The organism is Pseudoalteromonas sp. JC28, assembly GCF_013319255.1.
In the GTDB taxonomy this organism is placed as follows: Bacteria; Pseudomonadota; Gammaproteobacteria; order Enterobacterales; family Alteromonadaceae; genus Pseudoalteromonas.
Genome location: NZ_QOKX01000010.1, coordinates 201,868 through 220,772, shown reverse-complemented (window position 1 = coordinate 220,772; position 18,905 = coordinate 201,868). Strand labels below are relative to the sequence as shown.

The 18,905-nt window shown below is 42.5% G+C and carries 14 protein-coding genes and 4 tRNA genes; 5 read left to right on the top strand and 13 right to left on the bottom strand.

Annotation, left to right across the window (positions count from 1 at the left end):
- Positions 1 to 352: 352 nt before the first annotated feature.
- From DS891_RS20980 to DS891_RS20960, 5 genes are all read right to left on the bottom strand, one after another.
- A complete protein-coding gene (locus DS891_RS20980) occupies positions 353 to 2,296 on the bottom strand; it encodes an EAL domain-containing protein (protein WP_174170851.1) in 1,944 nt (647 codons plus the stop codon).
- 187 nt (positions 2,297 to 2,483) lie between these two features.
- Positions 2,484 to 2,560 (bottom strand) — tRNA-Asn (locus tag DS891_RS20975).
- A gap of 47 nt (positions 2,561 to 2,607) precedes the next feature.
- Positions 2,608 to 2,684 (bottom strand) — tRNA-Asn (locus DS891_RS20970).
- A gap of 34 nt (positions 2,685 to 2,718) precedes the next feature.
- A tRNA-Asn gene (locus DS891_RS20965) sits at positions 2,719 to 2,795 on the bottom strand.
- Between the two features lie 19 nt (positions 2,796 to 2,814).
- Positions 2,815 to 2,891 (bottom strand) — tRNA-Asn (locus DS891_RS20960).
- Positions 2,892 to 4,152: 1,261 nt separating this feature from the next.
- Between DS891_RS20960 and DS891_RS20955 the strand changes: the two genes are divergently transcribed.
- Both DS891_RS20955 and uvrB read left to right on the top strand, forming a co-directional pair.
- Positions 4,153 to 5,529: an MATE family efflux transporter gene (locus DS891_RS20955; RefSeq protein WP_010607370.1), complete on the top strand. Its 1,377-nt coding sequence runs from the start codon at positions 4,153 to 4,155 to the stop codon at positions 5,527 to 5,529.
- Positions 5,529 to 7,532: an excinuclease ABC subunit UvrB gene (uvrB, locus tag DS891_RS20950; RefSeq protein ID WP_102056245.1), complete on the top strand. Its 2,004-nt coding sequence runs from the start codon at positions 5,529 to 5,531 to the stop codon at positions 7,530 to 7,532. Before DS891_RS20955 ends, uvrB begins: the two co-directional genes overlap by 1 nt.
- 55 nt (positions 7,533 to 7,587) lie before the next feature.
- On the opposite strand, the gene DS891_RS20945 is transcribed toward uvrB, so the two are convergent.
- Positions 7,588 to 8,181, bottom strand: a complete 594-nt coding sequence (locus DS891_RS20945) for a porin family protein (protein ID WP_010607368.1) — start codon at positions 8,179 to 8,181, stop codon at positions 7,588 to 7,590.
- A gap of 137 nt (positions 8,182 to 8,318) precedes the next feature.
- On the bottom strand, positions 8,319 to 8,690 hold the full coding sequence (locus DS891_RS20940) for a hypothetical protein (protein WP_174170850.1): 372 nt from the start codon (positions 8,688 to 8,690) through the stop codon (positions 8,319 to 8,321).
- A gap of 261 nt (positions 8,691 to 8,951) precedes the next feature.
- On the opposite strand from DS891_RS20940, the gene DS891_RS20935 reads away from it, so the two are divergent.
- Positions 8,952 to 9,458 carry a winged helix-turn-helix domain-containing protein gene (locus DS891_RS20935; RefSeq protein ID WP_102056247.1) on the top strand — a complete coding sequence of 169 codons (507 nt, stop codon included), beginning with the start codon at positions 8,952 to 8,954 and terminating at the stop codon, positions 9,456 to 9,458.
- Positions 9,459 to 9,490: 32 nt separating this feature from the next.
- A complete protein-coding gene (locus DS891_RS20930; RefSeq protein ID WP_029215916.1) occupies positions 9,491 to 10,216 on the top strand; it encodes a Sir2 family NAD-dependent protein deacetylase in 726 nt (241 codons plus the stop codon).
- An 18-nt stretch (positions 10,217 to 10,234) separates the two neighbouring features.
- On the opposite strand, the gene DS891_RS20925 is transcribed toward DS891_RS20930, so the two are convergent.
- Complete coding sequence (locus tag DS891_RS20925) at positions 10,235 to 10,894, bottom strand: hypothetical protein (protein ID WP_174170849.1); 660 nt, start codon at positions 10,892 to 10,894, stop codon at positions 10,235 to 10,237.
- Positions 10,895 to 10,995: 101 nt separating this feature from the next.
- Between DS891_RS20925 and DS891_RS20920 the strand changes: the two genes are divergently transcribed.
- Positions 10,996 to 13,152, top strand: coding sequence for a tetratricopeptide repeat protein (locus tag DS891_RS20920; RefSeq protein WP_174170848.1), 2,157 nt, complete (start codon positions 10,996 to 10,998; stop codon positions 13,150 to 13,152).
- A 307-nt stretch (positions 13,153 to 13,459) separates the two neighbouring features.
- Here DS891_RS20920 and lnt read toward each other — a convergent pair whose 3' ends face one another.
- The 5 genes from lnt to miaB are packed head-to-tail and all read right to left on the bottom strand — an operon-like array spanning position 13,460 to position 18,900.
- Positions 13,460 to 15,037, bottom strand: a complete 1,578-nt coding sequence (gene lnt, locus DS891_RS20915; RefSeq protein WP_174170847.1) for an apolipoprotein N-acyltransferase — start codon at positions 15,035 to 15,037, stop codon at positions 13,460 to 13,462.
- Positions 15,015 to 15,893, bottom strand: coding sequence for a CNNM family magnesium/cobalt transport protein CorC (corC, locus tag DS891_RS20910; protein ID WP_174170846.1), 879 nt, complete (start codon positions 15,891 to 15,893; stop codon positions 15,015 to 15,017). Before corC ends, lnt begins: the two co-directional genes overlap by 23 nt.
- Positions 15,894 to 15,915: 22 nt before the next feature.
- Positions 15,916 to 16,374 carry an rRNA maturation RNase YbeY gene (ybeY, locus tag DS891_RS20905; RefSeq protein WP_174170845.1) on the bottom strand — a complete coding sequence of 153 codons (459 nt, stop codon included), beginning with the start codon at positions 16,372 to 16,374 and terminating at the stop codon, positions 15,916 to 15,918.
- Between the two features lie 3 nt (positions 16,375 to 16,377).
- Entirely contained in the window at positions 16,378 to 17,412 is a 1,035-nt protein-coding gene (locus tag DS891_RS20900) for a PhoH family protein (RefSeq protein ID WP_174170844.1), read from the bottom strand.
- Between the two features lie 54 nt (positions 17,413 to 17,466).
- On the bottom strand, positions 17,467 to 18,900 hold the full coding sequence (gene miaB / locus DS891_RS20895; protein ID WP_010607359.1) for a tRNA (N6-isopentenyl adenosine(37)-C2)-methylthiotransferase MiaB: 1,434 nt from the start codon (positions 18,898 to 18,900) through the stop codon (positions 17,467 to 17,469).
- Between the last annotated feature and the right edge of the window lie 5 nt (positions 18,901 to 18,905).

Here is an 18,905-nt window from a genome sequence, read left to right as displayed (position 1 = left end):
ACAGTTTTCATTCAGTTATTAGCAAGTAATCCTAATTCAGAGTTTGCTTATCAGGCTAAATATATGATTTTTTAGCAATAAAATCATGGTGATAGAGTGATTTTATTGCTAGATATTGGATTACCGCTAGCGCCGAAATAATCTTCAAGCTTATCTTTGTGAACTTCTTAAGATCCCATGGACAAACTTGAATGATAATTCCTGCCAATAGTAACACAGATTGTAACTGGTGTGGCAAATGATAGTGTGTGAAAGTCAGCGCAATGGCAGCGGGAAAGGGAAGGGCAAATACGTTGCCCTTGGAACTTTCGTTAAACTTGGATAAGGGGAGAATTATCCAAGCTCAGGTTACTTAGATTTCTTTCGGCTTTTCGATGTAATAGCCTTGTACACCGTCCAAACAAAGCGTTTCGACTATGTGTTTCTCTTCTTGGCTCTCGATACCTTCGGCAAATACGTTGACACCGATACGGTGCGCAAGGTCAACCATTAAGCGCATAAAATATTGATTATTCTTGTCTTCTTCAAGACCACGAGTATAGCTTGCATCCATTTTGATATAGTCAGGCTTTAAGTCTCTAAAAAACTTAAACGACGTTAAACCCACACCAAAACGCTCAACGGTGATACGAGCGCCGGCACGATGCACCATATCAATAAAGCGCTTACTGGCTTTAATATTTTGCTGTAAGCCAAACTCGCTAACTTCAAATACCAGTTTAGAGGCGAGATTGGTTTCTTTTAACAAACGACGCTCTAACCAGATCACAAATTGATCGTTATGAGCGCTCGATGCGGTGACATTGATCCCAAAATACTTTTCATTAAAGTTACGCGTTTTGATAAGTTCTAGCGAGGTGTCGATGATCAGCTGATCAATCTCGATGGCCATTTCCAGCTTTTCCGCCATGGCAAGGAAAGAAGCCGTTGGTAGCATCTGTCCTTCTTCAGTTTTGAAGCGAGACTGGATCTCAGCATAGGCCTTAGAATTTTTACCAATTGGCATGATATTTTGCATCATCAAGCTAACACGTTTGCTGTTGATCACATCGCGGATCACGCGACGCCAGTTTTGGTTGCCAAATCCAGCACTAACATTATTCACTAGGTCAGATTCACGCTGAATATGCCAAGCATTGGCTTGCTTGCTTTGTGCCATACTCATGGCATTATCAACAACCGAGAGTAGCTCTCCAAGTGGTTTACCGTTCTCGTAAGGTACAATCCCAGTGTTTGCAACCGATGATAGTTCTTGGTTTTGCTGGAACTGAGTAAAACGCGCTTGCAGTGTTTCACCAAACTCTTCCGCTTCTTTACTTGGCACATTGGGTAAGATCACTGCAAAATCGGAACTATTTAAACGGAACACCTGGCTGCCGGCATAAGTACCTGTAACGTGTTTGATGATATCCGATACCGACTTAATGTATTCATCACCTTTTTGATAACCACGAGTTTGGTTAATGACCTGCAATTCAGAACAGCGGATCATCGCCAACGAGCCAAATGCCTTTTTAGCTGATGACTCGATATACTGCTCGTAATGTTCAACGAACATATTGCGGTTGCCAAGATCGGTGACTACATCTTTATACGCTTCTTGCTTGATAGTGTGAGCGGCATTTTTAATGTCTTCTTGCTTTGACTTTAAAAAGCTAGCTAATCGTTTAAAAGAGGGGACTAAATCATGCCCGAGTTCTGCGACCTTACCATCGTTAAAATCGAACTCAATATTGTCGGTAACTTGGTTTTGTGTGATGTATGAATCTACCGCATTGGCCACTGTCATACTGACGTTGCGATTGAGCTTCTTATAGACGCCTTGCATAAAGAAAACAGGAATAAAGGCAACTAACGCTGAAATAACGATAAGTAGCAGTAGGGCTTGTTGTAGTAATTGCGCCTGACTTTGTGCATTGATCAAGAATTCAATTTTGATGTCTTTGGTATCGTTAACAGCAAATTGGGGGCGAATAGCATTGATATTTGATTCTATGAGTTCGGCGATAAAGGGGAGGTTGCTTGGTGTGTTGACTTGCAAAACAGTTTGGCCGTCAAAGTCTCGTACGATAAAAGTTGAGAAAACATCCCCGCTATTTAAGGCCTGACGGATATGTTCAGGAGTAACTTCAGTGAGTTTCTTATCCTTTATATACTCTGTCACCATGGTATGGGCACTTTGTTGTGCTTTGTTGATTGCAGAGTCAAAACTTGTTGCGAAAAAAAAGCTACCAATCAAGGAGAATAATAGCCAAGAGGTGACTTGGAGTACGATAAGTTTTTTAAAACCAGCCATAGTACGCTTCTTAAAGAGAGTTATTCCATAGTATCGGGTGCATTGCCAATTTCTTTATCAAATTCATCGGTTTGATTTTTGTCTGGTCGATAAATTGCAGAGAAGGATGTTATTCGGGCAAATGCAGTGAGAATATTGCTTGTAGAGTAGTGTAAATGCTGGAAAAAGTCTAATGCTTTCGTGGAATTGGCTCCCCCTCCCCGACTCGAACGGGGGACCTGCGGATTAACAGTCCGTCGCTCTAACCAACTGAGCTAAGGGGGAACAATTTGGAACTTTAGGAATGCTCTTTTGAGCACTATCTTATTGATTGGCTCCCCCTCCCCGACTCGAACGGGGGACCTGCGGATTAACAGTCCGTCGCTCTAACCAACTGAGCTAAGGGGGAACTACAATAAAATGTTGACTTTCCGGTGAAGGAGTGGCTCCCCCTCCCCGACTCGAACGGGGGACCTGCGGATTAACAGTCCGTCGCTCTAACCAACTGAGCTAAGGGGGAATAGTCAAGTGTGAGAATTTGGCTCCCCCTCCCCGACTCGAACGGGGGACCTGCGGATTAACAGTCCGTCGCTCTAACCAACTGAGCTAAGGGGGAAGCGTATCTCTCAACGGGGCGAAATATTAATGACGACATTGCAAGGTGTCAACCACTAAAATCACAGAAACGTAAAAAACTCTACTAAGCGATGAATTAATGCGCTATTTGTTGGCTTTTTAGCTTGTTTAGAATTCTTGATATAGGTCCTGTTGACCTTTGCTGTTTGATTTTTGTTCCCCTGAGTGGGTTTTGATCGCAGCGCTCGACTTGCCGCCTAGTAATCTAAGCAAAAGTTGAGTGATAGGTAATTTATCATCGTTAATATAATGACTCTTAGTGAGTTTCGGTTTCAAAAGCCTCATATCATGAAGAGCTGCAAAATATGAAATAGAAGCTGTTGTATAAAATTCCTAAATCATCATGTAGGGGGATGTCGAATAAAATTAACATATACAGTTTTTACTGTTTATCGATACAGTGATACATTCTGTTTAATGTATTTTTTGAACGTTTTGTTTGAATTATATCCCTAACTGCTCATTTTATGATGTTTTCTTGAGATCTTTAAATCATTGCAATTGTCACGTGAAGGAGATCAATGAGCATGAATAGTGTGATATTGATAATCTCTATTTAAACGCGGTGTAGCAAACAGTAAGTAGTTACTATCGTCAAAGTGAGAATCAATAAATTAATAAAAAGTTCAATTAAAACAGTTGTATATGTGATCCTCGTTATTTTTAGTAGCTAGATGCTTTTTACTTCCAGAAGCAAGGTTAGTCTAGAGATCTAAATTGATCCAGTTGTTGTTTTAAGAATGATCACACTAAACTCGCCGTTGATCAAAATTACTCCAAGCTGAAAACCTTTATTCTATTGGCTTGGAGCGACTTATCCACGGAATCTGTGGATAACATTGTTTATTATTATTTGAGAAGTATTGCAAGACTATGAAATTAGGGCGCTGCAGCCGTTTCAAGTAAAATTCGATAAATATTTAATTTCAACAATATCAATAGGTTATATTTGCTTGGTTATTTTTGTTTATTTGTTGTTCAGTGTGAAGCTTTTATGAACTTTTTATCTTTTTGGTTGTGCAAAAAACATGCTACTTTGCAAGCGAGGTTGTAACTTTTTTGTCAAAACTTACTGAATCGTTATTTTCAACACTAAACCTTAATCCTGTGACGTAACACAAGCTTTTTATAGGTAACTGTTGCTAATTTAGACTTTATAACGACTCTTAACGTTTCTCGCATAGCGTCAACATCTTGAATAGCATACAATGAGCCGCTTAAAGTATCAGAAATAGGTTGTTATGACTCAAGCTAAGTCAAATTCCAATGGCAACGATATCCTTTTTGGTGATATTGGGGCGACTTTAAAGCGAATGACGATCCCCATGATATTCGGGATGATCACGCTGATGATGTTTAATCTCGTTGATACTTTCTTTATTAGTATGCTTGGCACCGAGCCGCTCGCAGCAATCAGCTTCACCTTTCCAGTTACCTTTACTGTAATTAGCTTAGCCATCGGGCTAGGTATTGGCACATCCGCCGTTATCGCGAAGGCTTTGGGTAGCAATTTGCTCGACGAAGCTAAGTTTGATGCCGCAGTGGCTATTATTATCTCTGCCATTTTTGTTTCGCTGCTTTCTATTCTTGGTTTTATTTTTGTCGATGAGATCTTTATTCTCCTCGGGGCAGGTGAAGCGGTTATGCCATTTATACACGACTATATGTCCGTGTGGTTCATTGGCTCGATTTTATTGATAACGCCGATGATTGGTAATTCAGTGCTGCGTGCCAGTGGTGATACCAAAACGCCAAGTTTAGTCATGGGACTCGGGGGATTAGTAAATGCGGTGCTGGACCCGATATTAATCTTCGGATTTGGGCCAATTGATGCAATGGGTGTAAAAGGGGCTGCAGTGGCCAGTGTGTTATCTTGGAGTCTTGGGGTAACTATTATTTTATATTTGCTGATAGTTAAAAAACGTCTTATCTCACTGTCTGCAAAATACACCAGCTTCACAAATGCGGCAAAAAAAATTCTCACCATCGGCCTGCCTGCAGCTGGCGCAAATATGCTGACGCCGTTGGCAATGGCGGTAATGACCGCACTTATTGCCAGTTATGGACCAGAAGCTGTGGCCGCATTTGGCGTTGGGAGTCGTATCGAGTCTATCGCAAGTCTCGTGGTTTTGGCGCTTTCTATGACTTTGCCTCCTTTTGTAAGTCAGAACTTTGGTGCAAAACAATACCAGCGTGTGTCTGATGCCTATACCCAAACACTTAAATTTGTGCTTGCTTTTCAATTTGCGGTCTATCTATTACTGGTATTGAGCGCTTACTACATCAGTCATACTTTTGGTAATGAACCTGCTGTCGTTGAAACCATACAGTTATTTATTTATATCATGCCGCTAGGATACGGCCTTCAAGGCGTGATCATATTAACCAATTCGTCATTTAATGCGTTGCATAAACCGATGAATGCGCTCATTCTAAGTGTGATCCGGTTGTTCATATTTTATGTACCTATTGCTTATATAGGCTCACAGTTGGCAGGATTACCAGGGCTATTTGCAGGCGCTGCTTTGGGGAATTTATTTACCGCAGCCATAGCCTACAATTGGTTTAAGAAAGTAATTAATGAAATTGCAGCAAGCGAGGTTCAAAAGGAGGCGTAATGGAAGATAAGTTTCAGCTAGTTTCTGAGTTTCAGCCAAACGGAGATCAACCAACTGCGATTGCTCAGCTGTGTGATGGTTTAGAATCGGGCCTTGCACATCAAACCTTGCTGGGGGCTACGGGGACAGGTAAAACCTTTACCATGGCCAACATCATTAATAATCTTAACCGTCCTACAATCATTATGGCGCATAACAAAACACTAGCGGCGCAATTGTACGGCGAAATGAAAGAGTTTTTCCCTCATAATGCGGTTGAGTATTTTGTCTCTTATTATGACTATTATCAACCCGAAGCCTATGTCGTTGCCAGCGACACTTTCATTGAGAAAGACGCGTCTATCAATGATCACATTGAGCAAATGCGTTTATCTGCGACCAAAGCTTTGCTTGAGCGCAGAGACACTATCATCGTCGCCTCCGTTTCAGCGATTTACGGCCTTGGCGATCCCGACTCTTATATGAAGATGATGCTGTTGCTGAAAGTCGGTGAAACTATCGATCAGCGCGACATGTTAAGGCGTTTGGCAGAACTACAATACACGCGTAATGACATGGATTTTAGCCGTGGTACCTATCGAGTTCGCGGTGAAGTTATTGATATTTTTCCTGCCGAATCGGAAACCATTGCGGTACGGGTTGAGATGTTTGACGATGAGATAGAGCGGATCAGTTTGTTTGATCCCTTGACTGGTGCCGTTGAGAAACACTTAGTTCGCGCAACTATCTATCCAAAAACCCACTATGTGACGCCAAGAGAAAAGATCCTTGATGCCATTGAGCGTATCAAGGTGGAATTAAAAGACCGCCGTACTCAATTATTGGATAAAAATCGCCTAGTCGAAGAGCAGCGCATTGCTCAACGTACACAGTACGACATTGAAATGATGACCGAGCTTGGCTATTGCTCTGGTATTGAGAATTACAGCCGATATTTATCGGGACGTGCACCAGGCGAGCCACCACCAACTTTGTTAGATTATTTGCCGGATGATGCGCTTATGATCATCGACGAGTCTCACGTTACTGTTTCGCAGGTTGGTGCGATGTACAAAGGCGATCGCAGTCGTAAAGAAAACTTGGTTGAATATGGTTTTAGATTACCGTCTGCGCTAGATAATAGGCCACTAAAGTTTGAAGAGTTCGAAGCGATTTCGCCGCAAACTATTTATGTTTCGGCGACTCCTGGTGATTATGAATTGAACAAATCTGCGGGTGATGTTGCCGAGCAAGTGATCCGTCCAACAGGGCTATTAGATCCAGAAGTAGAAGTGCGTCCAGTTGCAACTCAAGTTGACGATTTGCTCTCTGAGATCTACAAACGGGTGGAAGTGAATGAGCGTGTACTGGTTACTACGCTAACAAAACGCATGTCAGAAGATCTGACCGATTATCTTAACGATCATAATGTTAAGGTACGTTACTTACATTCTGACATCGATACCGTTGAACGTATGGAGATCATTAGAGACCTGCGCAAAGGTGTCTTTGATGTACTCGTTGGCATCAACTTATTACGAGAGGGCTTGGATATGCCCGAGGTTTCTTTGGTTGCCATTCTTGATGCTGATAAAGAAGGCTTCTTACGCTCGACACGCTCTCTTATTCAGACAATTGGCCGCGCGGCACGTCACTTACATGGTAAAGCGATTTTATATGGTGATAGGGTGACGAACTCAATGCGCCAAGCTATAGATGAAACGCAAAGACGTAGAGAAAAGCAAGAGGCGTACAATGAGACCAATGGCATTACCCCAACGGCACTCAATAAGAAGATCACGGATGTGATGGATCTCGGTGAGGAAGTGGCTGATGACAAAGTGGTTGATATCGATGCCAAATTTAAACCAGGTATGCCTGCAATGGATGCGAAAGAGATCGCTAAAGAAATAGACCGACTCGAAGCACAAATGATGAAGTTTGCTAAAGAGCTTGAGTTTGAAAAAGCAGCTCAAGCGCGCGATCAAGTTCAAATCTTACAAAAGCGTTTGATTAAAGCCTAGGTTTTAAAGAATAAAAAAGCATGTGAGACTCACATGCTTTTTTATTGGTTGGGTATTAGAAGCGGTAGCTGACACCCAGAGATAGGCTCGATGTATCCAAGTCACCCATATCAAGGTACTTATAGCCAAGGTTAACTGCCATGCCGTTATCCCAGTCATATTGCCAACCCGCTTCAGCGACAAAACCGATGCCATCGTCGGTAACTAATTTAGTGCGGCCACGAGTGATTTCGTAATCGTAGTAGTTCGCACCTAATTTGCCGTAAAAATAGCTGTTGTCAGAAATTTGATAGTAGCCTTTTGCGGCAACAACAAAGTTATCAAATTCTAAATTGTTAGCGCCAAGGCCAAACAAAGTTTTGTTGTTTTGCGTACAGGTAAACTTGCGATCATTTTCGTCCTCACACTTCCAATCATCTAAGTCTTCACCGCTGTTATAACCTAATTCAAGCGCCAAAATTGGCGTAAAGTGATAGTTGTAATACAGGTATGCTTGGCCTACACCATCACCATCTTTGCTTGAGCTTTTATAAGAAGCGCCGCCGCCAGAGATGTCTAAACCAACGCGATGCGTCTCGTTATTTTGTTCTGCAAAAGACGATAAACTTGTTGTGAGTAATGCAAGAGATAAAAGCGCTTTAATTTTCATAATCAATGTCCGTTGTGGTTAACTTGAGGACAGTATAAATAGGGTAGGTGTCAAGGTCTGTTGGGGGGCTGTCATAAAGTGTAAGAAGGCGTCTAGTTTGGTTCTCTTTATTTTACAAATATAAATAGTTGCACTTGTTAAGTGCTTTTAGTTGCCTTAGATTTTGCAATGAGCGTTTGGTATTTTAGTATGGTTGTCAATGTCAAAATCGCAGCAATAAGCCCACTCCATATGTGATGCATGATCAAGTGACTTGCAATGAACATAGGTACGTCTTGCCAGCCATCAATAAACAAAAGTTTACCCAATAACAACAAGTAACCGAGCAGGTGCGAGAAGGTCACAAACTTAAAGGATTTAATAAATTCGCTTTTTGCATTGGTTGAGAGGGTGGGTATATTGAGATGTAGCGCGAGAATAAAGACTGTTGAGAGCACAATACTGACAAGTCCCAGCCCGAGTAATGAGGTTTTTATCAACACGATGGAGTAGATAAAAGCAAGTAACATGAGCCAGCCTAACAATTACAGAAAATGTAGTTTATATATGCTTAGGTTTTGAGTCTATTCGAATTATTCTAAGGATTAGGTAGTGATTTTCTGAGTGATCGCTCTATACTAAAGCCGATTTTATCAATAGTTTGTAAACCGATGTAACATTGCCCTATATTTTCGCGGCATGTTTCGTTATAAATGCAATGTTAAGTTGTAGTAAATTCGAATAAAACAATAACTATTACAGTAATTAAGACCAAGTTGGGAACTAGGGAAATGAAATTCGCTTTTAAGGATTTTTTGTTTGATAGCAAAGAACTGAAGCTTTATAAAGACGACAGAAAGCTCAATTTAAAACAAAAACCTGCTCAGATATTGGAGCTATTTTTATCTGCTCCTCAAACCATCCACAGTAAAGAAGACATCTTAGAGAAGGTATGGCCAGATAGAAAAGTAACCGATCAGGTCGTATTTCAAAATATTGGCCATTTACGTGCTTTGTTTGGTGATGATGCCATCAAAACCTTTTCACGAAAAGGGTATCAATGGCAGATCCCTTGTACGGCCTTTGAAGGGACTGCGGAAGCTCAGGCTTCACCTCAGACTACTCCCCATGAGTCGACTAAACCGGATGTAAAAACGGTGGAAGAAGAAACAGTAGTGACTGAATCACCTTCTGAAGTGTTCGAAAGACCAGAATCTATTGGTAGCAAACTGCCTATGTTTGGGCTTGCGGGTGCACTTGTGTTGCTAGCCTTGGGTATCTACTTTACGTTATCGTGAGTCAAATTTACTTGAGTTGAGGTTGTGTCATGTTGCAAACGTTGTATATCACAGGTGCTGGGGTGAGTGCCGAAAGTGGTATTCCGACTTTTCGAGGAGATGATGGTTTTTGGACGATAGGTTCGGCTAATTACACTCCTCAAGAAATGGCAACGCGCGCAATGTATAAATCGCAACCGGCGGAATTCTTAAAATGGTACTACCATCGTTTTGTGGCTTACCGTAATCACGGCCCCAATCAGGTTCATCAATGGCTTAGTGATAAAAATGTGATCACGCAAAATATCGACGGTTTAGATGGTAAAGCGGGAAATAATCATTTTATTGCGATCCATGGACGCGTTGATCAGGTGACTCCCTTTCATACCCAAGGTGAGCCCACAGCGTGTTTTACTGCCCCTTGGGATGAGGTAGACGAAAGTCGATTGGCCGAGTCGTTGTTAGCACTTTTCAAGATCGCGCGACAAGGCCCAGAAAAAGGCGTGTCACTTAAACCCTATGTATTGTTATTCGACGAATACTACACCGATCTGTATCGTATTAGCGAAGCACAGTCACGAATGTATGCTGCGGATAGAATCATTTTTATGGGCACTTCCTTTAGTGTCAATATCACTCAAATGGCCTTGGAAATAGCAAGGCACAAAGCAATTCCAATTGAAGTGGTTGACCCAAACCCTGCGCACTTACTTTACAAACAAGTCACCTATCACCGCATGACAGCAAGTGAATACATCGCCAGTTTGCCTGCCTCTTAATTTAAAGCCTGAGGAAAGTTAGCCTGCATTGCTTTGATAGTAAGTGGCTAGCAGAAATTGTTTATATTCACTGAGCCGGTGTTGTTGTTGGAGGTGTGATTCAATCACTTTAGCGTTGTGGGGTTCCACTGCGCTTATATGTCGCCTTTCGATTTCCATCAAGCCAAGTAACGCACTTAATTCTTGAATGCTCAGTGGCGCAGTATGGCTATTAAAAGCTAAGTAGCATTCTAGAGGTGTTAACTTTTTTGCATTTCTTTGACTCAGCGCATTTTGAAGTAGCTCTTTGCTTTCAAAGTGCAATAAGGTTCTAAGGTAATTTAGACCGTTATCTTTCGCGGACATTTGCGATAAAAGGATATGTAGTATGTTATTTCCTTGCGGGTTAAGGTTATTGATTTGCTCAGCTTGGATCAATGGTGTTGAAAAAAAGGCAAACTTCTCCAAGGAGTTAATCGCAGCTATCATCGCCTCTGGAAAGCGTGCTGCTTGTAAGCAAACACTCGCTATATCTTGATAGTGGCCATAGAGTACAGTGTTACTCTGCGCACTTTGAAAAAGAAACTTGAGGACCTCAATCTGCTCGTCTCTGGTCACCTGTGCATACACGGCTTTTATTTTTTCTATATCCGCGCTTTTTAACGCTAACAAAAACTGAGTTAGACAATTATTCGACATACATAGAACCACAATTTATTATTTAATGCTCACGCAATATGATAGCCTATTCGCCTGCTGTTTTGCTCAATTTATAATGATAATAAAAAAGAGACGATAACGTGTTGCACTTTAAGATAATCCTGCTTACTTGTTGCCTACTACTAAGCCCACTAGTTCACGCTAGTGAGCGTTTATATGATGCTTTTATAAAAGAAATTCAGCAACAAGAAACACGTGATAGCGCGCTTCAAAAAGTCGACCAAGTATTAGAGTCAGGCTTAACGCCGGAAGAAATTGCAGACGTTCACCATAAGACCACGGTTGCATTAAAAAACGGTTTCCAGCTCGAAGAAGCATATAAATGGGCGGAGCGCTTTAAACAGGTATTACTCTCACATCACTTACCCGAATATGAAGCTAAATACTCTTTAACGTATGGTGACCTCATGCTCAAAGAGGGGAGATTTAGCGATGCGATTAGTTATTTAAACCTAGCCGTATCTCAGCTATCTGCGCTTGATATGCATCGATTGTTAAGCCACGCTTACCGCTTTCGGGCTGCTGCTTACAAAAGCAATGGCAGTTATAAAGACTCGATAGAGAGTTATGAACTCTCAATTGAAGTGGCAAAGAAGTATGAACTCCCAGATTTGCAAGTGTCTGCGATTACTCAGTTAGCAGATGTTTACTCGGATCTTTCATTACCGGACAAGGCACTTGAATTACTGCAGCAATCGATAGCGGTACTAAAAAGCCAAAAACAGGAAAATACGGTTTTACTTGGACAAGTTTACTATAACCTAGGTGGTGCACATCAAGTGATTGGCGACCATGAAAAGTCGCTTGAAGCCTATCAAACCGCATATGACTATGACATTAAAGCGGGCAATGTCGTTTATTCAGCTTACACGTTGATCCGCATTGGTCGTGAACAAATGAAACTCAGCCAATATGACAATGCACAAGCGTCATTTGAAAAAGCATTTACGATTTTCGAGGAGAATGACCACACCAGAAATCAGGGCTGGGCCCTGAGCAATTTGGCTGAAGTTAAATTAAAAGCAAATGAAAAAGCTAAGGCTCAAGAGTATGTTGAACAGGCGCTAGAGTTAATTGATCCGGTACAAAGTAAAGTGCTTTATCAAGAGACGATGACTACCTATGCGCAAATTGTTTTACCTGAACGAGCTGATTTTTTTATTCAAAGTATGGAGCAAATTATTGCTCAAGATGAGGTTTATCTTGGCCTCAAGGAAACCGCATTACGAGTGTTAAAGGACGCCTACAGCGCGAAAGGTGATTTTGAGTCTGCGCTTAATTATCACTTACAATATGCGGAATCTAAGGTTTCTCAGCTTGAAAAAGAAGCCAGTCAAAAAGCCTTGGCCTATCAGATGGATACCGAGTACCAGAAAAATCAATATGAGCTACAAAGTCTAAAAACACAGCGTGATGTAGAGCTGGCCGAACAGCGCGTAGAACAAATAGTAACGGCAGCAGTGGTGGGAGTTTTGGTCGTTCTACTGAGCGCATTTTTACTACTTGCGAGAAACAAACGTCGCTCACTGGAACTCGAGAAGCAGCTTCTCAACAAAACCTTGGACTTAAAGCAGCAACTACTTGCAGATATTTCTCATGAATTAAGAACACCACTTACCGTACTTAAGCTACATATTGAATCTCTTGAACATAATTTGGTGGAAAATCCCCAGCAGAGCTACAAAGTGCTTAACCGCCGTCTTGATACTCTTAACACATTAATTAAAGATATCTACGAACTCGCGCAGGCAGATACCGGCAGCCTTAACTTGGCGTTAGAGCGCGTCAATGCCAAACAAGCCTTTATTGGTCTTGTTGAAGATATTGATGACTTTGTGACGGATGAAGGGCTTGAGTTTAATGCCCATATTGAACTACCTGATGAGCTGGAAATCGATATTGACGTAACTAGGTTCGCTCAGGTATTTAATAACTTGGCTCGTAATAGTGTGAATTATACTGACAAGCCGGGAGAAGTCTGTGTGGATATTAGCTATCAAAGCCAGCAAATCCAATGTGTTATTGAAGATTCAAGCCCAGGTGTGGGTGATGAAGCTTTAGGGAGATTGTTTGAACGTTTGTTCCGCTGTGATAAATCACGTAGCCGAGATCTTGGTGGCTCCGGCTTAGGTTTATCTATTTGTCAAAAACTGGTTGAATTGCATGGTGGCAGCATTGCCGTCGCGCATAGCGAATTAGGTGGGTTGAAAGTGAGTGTTATTATACCTTGTGAGTAATAACACAAACCTGCTTTTAGCTGAGGTAATATATTCAGTGCGATTTCACATTGTGATATAGCAAAAGCTCGCCGCGTAAAGCGGCTCTGGCCAGAGTTATATATTGCATGTAGGAGCGATTTTACATCGCGATATGGCATTAGATATCGCCGCGTAAAGCGGCTCCTACGAGACGTTATATATTTTGTGTAGGAGTGATTTCACATCGCGATGTGGCACAAAAGCTCGCCGCGTAAAGCGGCTCCTACCAAAGGTTATTTATTGTATGTAGGTACGATTTTACATCGCGACAGGTACAACACCGCAACTACAAAAAGTTGCGTTCAAATCGCTTAAGCACTATGGACTTTGCCTTTGCGGCGGTGAGTATCAGCAAAATAAAAGCGACAATAAACCAGATGGGGCGATTACCATGCTCTGCATACCAGCTCACTCCACTAATGAGTTTTACATCACTTTTCAGTATATTGGCTTCGAATTGTGGAATGGCATGCTGAACTTTGCTAAGTGGATCGTAAACACCAGTGATACCATTATTCGTTACTCGAATTAATGGGCGCTGTAATTCTAAGGCACGCATGCGAGCGATCTGCATATGCTGATGCGGGCCGTGGGAATCTCCAAACCAAGCGTCGTTGCTCACAGTAAAAAGAATATCTGACTCAGAGGTAAAGTTACCTCTGACAAGCTCGCTAAACGCGATTTCGTAGCAAATAGCGGGTAACACATGCAAACCGTTCGCAAGTAGGTTTGGTTGTACCGCATCACCTCGAGTAAATGACGACATCGCTAAGTTAAAAAGAGGGGCTATAGGACGCAATAGGTCTTCGAACGGTACAAACTCACCAATAGGTAACAATTGGTGCTTCTGGTAGCGGTTTTTGTGCAGATAGTGATATTGCCCTTCGCTATCTTCTTTTTCTTTTTTACCAAGGGTGATCAGCGTGTTGTACGCGGTTCTGGTATCAAACTGATAATCGGGAATACCCGTTATTAGCGCCGTGCCATTAAACGCGGCGGCTTTGTCCAGCCCTTCTAAAAATGGGTAGGCGATATCTTCAAATTCTGGAATAGCCGCTTCTGGCCACACCACTAAATCAACGCCTTGCCAGTTAGGTCTGGTCATATCTCGATATTTAGACATGGTAGGCCAAAACTGTTCAGGCTCCCAGCGCAGACTCTGTTTGATATTACCTTGTACAAGTAAGGTGGTAATTTCATCACCCGAGTATTTCAGTGGGCCTTGAATGATTGGCACACTGTATAGACCGGCAATGCCAGCAAAGCTGACTATGGTGAGATAAATCGCACGTTGTTTAAGTAGATAGTAAAGGCTTGTTGTCGCTAAAATAACTAACAATGTTAAGCCAAATTCACCGATCCAAGGGGCTAAACTGCCCAATGGCGAGTCAGTTAATGTGTAACCGAAGCTAAGCCAAGGGAAGCCCGTGAGCATATGGCCTCGCAGCCACTCGGTAATGGCAAAACCCGCAACAAGTGCCAGCACCCGTTGCCAAGGTGTGCGAGTAAAGTAGCTGGCAAAAGCAAATGCCAATGTCGGGTAGATGGCAAGATAAGCACATAGTAATGCCATCAACAGCACTGAGACAGGTAAGGGTAAACCACCAAATTCAGCGATAGAGACATGCACCCAGCTTATGCCAAGGGCAAACCAGCCAAAGCCAAATAAAAAGCCATATTTAGCCGCGAGCTTTGGACTGGGTTTATCGGTAAGCCAAGTAGCTATAATCAAGCTGACAAACGCGATAGGCCAAAAACCAAAAGGGGAATAAGCAAAAGTAAGCGCACAGCCAGAAGTGAGTGCCAGCCATGCAAACTTATCTTTTGCGAGGTTACTCAGGTTAGATACTAGAGTCTTCAACATGTTCAGATTTAGGTACGCTTACTTGAATTTGTAAGATCCTCCGGTTATCGGAGTTAGTTACCTTAAACTGAAGGGGATCTATGTCTATAGTTTCACCACGGCTTGGCATATGGCCAAATGCATGAAGAATAATACCGCCAATGGTATCTGCTTCTTGGGTGTCGTAGTTGGTTTTGAAGAATTCGTTGAATTCATCCAAGGGCGTGAGTGCTTGTACGGTATAAACATGTTTAGACAGCTGACGAATATCTTGTTGCTCTTCGTCGTCATCATGTTCATCTTCGATTTCACCAACAATGGTTTCGAGAATATCTTCGATAGTAACCAGTCCAGATACACCGCCGTATTCATCAATCACGATAGCCATATGGTAACGTTTTTGACGGAATTCGTTGAGCAGGGTATCGACACGCTTACTTTCAGGCACGACCACAGCGGGGCGAAGATATTCGCGGATATTTGGCAAATCGCGCTCTTCGCGCAAAATCAAAGGTAAGAGATCTTTGGCAAGTAAGATGCCTTCTACGTGGTCTTTGTCTTCACAAATCACAGGAAAACGCGAGTGTGAAGATTCTACCATCATAGGGAGTTGAGCACTGAGCGGCTCATCTACATCAAGTGTAATCATTTGCGAACGTGGGATCATGATGTCACGTACTTTCAGCTCTGAAACGCTGAGTACACCTTCCATCATATCTTTGGTTTCTGGGTCAATCAGCTGGCGCTCTTGCGCATCAGCGATGACTTCAGCCAGTTCTTCTTTATTTTGGGGTTCCCCTTGCAGCATCTGTGTGATGCGTCCCAGCCAGGTCTTGCTAGAAGAACCCTGACTACTTTGCGAGTTATCGTCGCTCATTAGTTGTGTCTGCTCCGTTAATTTAACAATCGTCTCTGTAAGGATCTGCGATATTCAAAGAAGCGAGAATTTGCTTCTCTATTGTTTCCATTTCTACCGCGTCTTGTTCATTTATATGGTCAAATCCAAGTAAATGCAAGCAACCATGGATAACCATATGGGCGAAGTGGTCATGAAAGGTCTTTTCTTGCTCTATGGATTCTTGGTATACCACTTGGGGACAAATAATTAAATCACCAATAAGTGGCAACTCAATCCCCGGTGGCGCATCAAATGGGAAAGACAACACGTTGGTTGGCTTGTCTTTGCCCCTATACTGGCTATTGAGCTCTTGGCTTTCGTGCTCGTCAGCGATGCGAATCGTTAATTCCGCTTCTTCGCGAAATTGCGTTAATGCATGTTCTGCCCATAATTGCAATTGTGCTTCGGATGGCAAGTTTTCAAACTCACAAGCCAATTGCAAATCTAGCATTAAGTCCATGGTTTATTCCTCAGAAGGTTGCTGTTTCGCCTGATGCTTTCCAGCTTTAGCGAGACGCTCTTGTTCTTCTTTCTTCTCGTATGCTTCGACGATACGAGCAACCACAGGGTGTCTAACTACATCGTGAGATTTAAAGAAGTTAAATGAAATTTCTTCTACATCATTGAGCACTTCTATCGCATGACGAAGTCCAGAGCGCGCACCACGAGGTAAATCGATTTGCGTGATATCGCCGGTGATCACCGCTTTTGAATTAAAGCCAATCCGCGTAAGGAACATCTTCATTTGTTCAGTCGTGGTATTTTGGCTTTCGTCCAAGATAATAAACGCGTCATTGAGTGTTCGACCGCGCATATACGCCAAAGGTGCAACTTCGATGACATTTTTTTCGATTAAGCGCTCAACTTTTTCAAAACCAAGCATCTCGAATAGGGCGTCATAAAGTGGACGAAGGTAAGGGTCGATTTTTTGTGTTAAATCACCCGGTAAGAAACCCAGCTTTTCACCAGCTTCAACCGCTGGACGAGTGAGGAGGATGCGACGTATTTCTTGACGTTCTAGCGCATCAACCGCTGCTGCAACAGCAAGATAGGTTTTACCTGTACCCGCAGGACCAACACCAAAGGTAATATCGTGAGTTAAGATATTAGCGACATATTGGCTCTGATTTGGGTTACGAGGCTTAACCACACCGCGACGAGTCTTAATATAGACTTCTTTGTCCCATACGGTTGGGGCGTCTTGTTCGAGTACGTTCGCTTCTGTGATGGCCAGATGAACCTGATCCGGTTCAATTTCTGTCATTTTTCCTTTCACAGGCTGAGTATCAACATATAGAGACTTTAGAATATCCACAGCTGCTTTTGCCGTTACCGCTTGTCCGGTCACTTTAAACCAATTGTCACGGTGTGCGATTTCAACTCCAAGGCGACGTTCTATTTGTTTTAGATTTTCGTCGAACGGACCACAAAGTGAAGAAAGGCGGTGATTATCTGCGGGTTCTAAGTAAATTTCTATATTCTTTATCTGATTACTCAAAATGTCTTCCTATAAAAATGACGCTAGCCGAAGCTAGCGCACAATTTAAAAATGCTAGGGGGTAAAAGTACCAACACCTAATTCATTAATTTCAGGTTCTTGTGGTGCTTTATTTAAGATATCCGACGGTTTTACGTCACGACGTAAATCCATTTCTGCTTCAGTACGGATAAGTTCACCACGTAACGAGTTTGGTAATGCCTCAGTAATACGTACATCGACGAATTGGCCGATCACTGAGTGTGGACCTTCAAAGTTTACAACGCGGTTATTTTCGGTTCTACCACGCAGTTCCATTGGGTTTTTCTTCGATGGGCCCTCAACCAAAATACGCTGCTCGGTATCGTGCATCTTGCGGCTGATATCCTGCGCCATTTGGTTGATACGGTTCTGTAGAAGATACAGACGTTCTTTCTTTTCTGATTCTGCAACATCGTCAGGTAAGTCGGCTGCTGGTGTGCCAGGTCGCGCCGAGTAGATGAAACTAAAGCTCATATCAAAGCCGATATCATTAATCAGGTTCATCGTTGCTTCAAAGTCTGCGTTTGATTCACCTGGGAAACCAATGATGAAATCTGAAGACATGCTTAGGTTCGGGCGGATCTTACGTAGCTTGCGGATCGTTGACTTGTACTCAAGCGCAGTATGACCGCGTTTCATCAGGTTTAGAATACGGTCTGAACCACTTTGTACCGGTAGGTGTAAATGGTCAACAAGCTCTGGCACATCCGCATAGGCTTCAATAATATCTGGTGTAAATTCAACAGGGTGAGATGTTGTATAACGAATACGGTCAATACCGTCAATTGCCGCAACGTAGCGAATTAAATCAGAGAAGTAACAAATTTCACCATCGTGCATTTCACCACGGTAAGCATTTACGTTTTGACCGAGTAAGTTCACTTCACGTACACCTTGCTCCGCAAGCTGAGCAACTTCAAGGATCACATCATCTAAAGGACGGCTTACTTCTTCGCCACGCGTGTACGGTACAACACAGAAAGTACAGTACTTAGAGCAACCTTCCATAATTGAAACAAATGCACTCGGGCCTTCAGCCTTTGGCTCAGGGAGACGGTCAAATTTTTCAATTTCAGGGAATGAAATATCAACGACAGCACCTTCTTTGCTTTGCACCTGTTTGATCATCTCTGGTAGGCGGTGCAATGTTTGTGGGCCAAACACGATATCAACAAATGGCGCGCGCTGACGAATGGTGTCACCTTCTTGTGACGCTACGCAGCCACCAACACCGATAACAAGATCAGGGTTTGTGTCTTTTAGTAGTTTCCAACGACCAAGTTGGTGGAATACTTTTTCCTGTGCCTTCTCACGAATCGAGCAAGTATTGAGTAGGATCACATCAGCTTGCTCAGCTTCTTCTGTAAGCTGATAGCCATTTGTTGAATCCAAAAGATCCGCCATTTTCTGGGAGTCATACTCGTTCATCTGACAACCCCAGGTTTTAATATGCAGTTTTTTACTCATTTAAA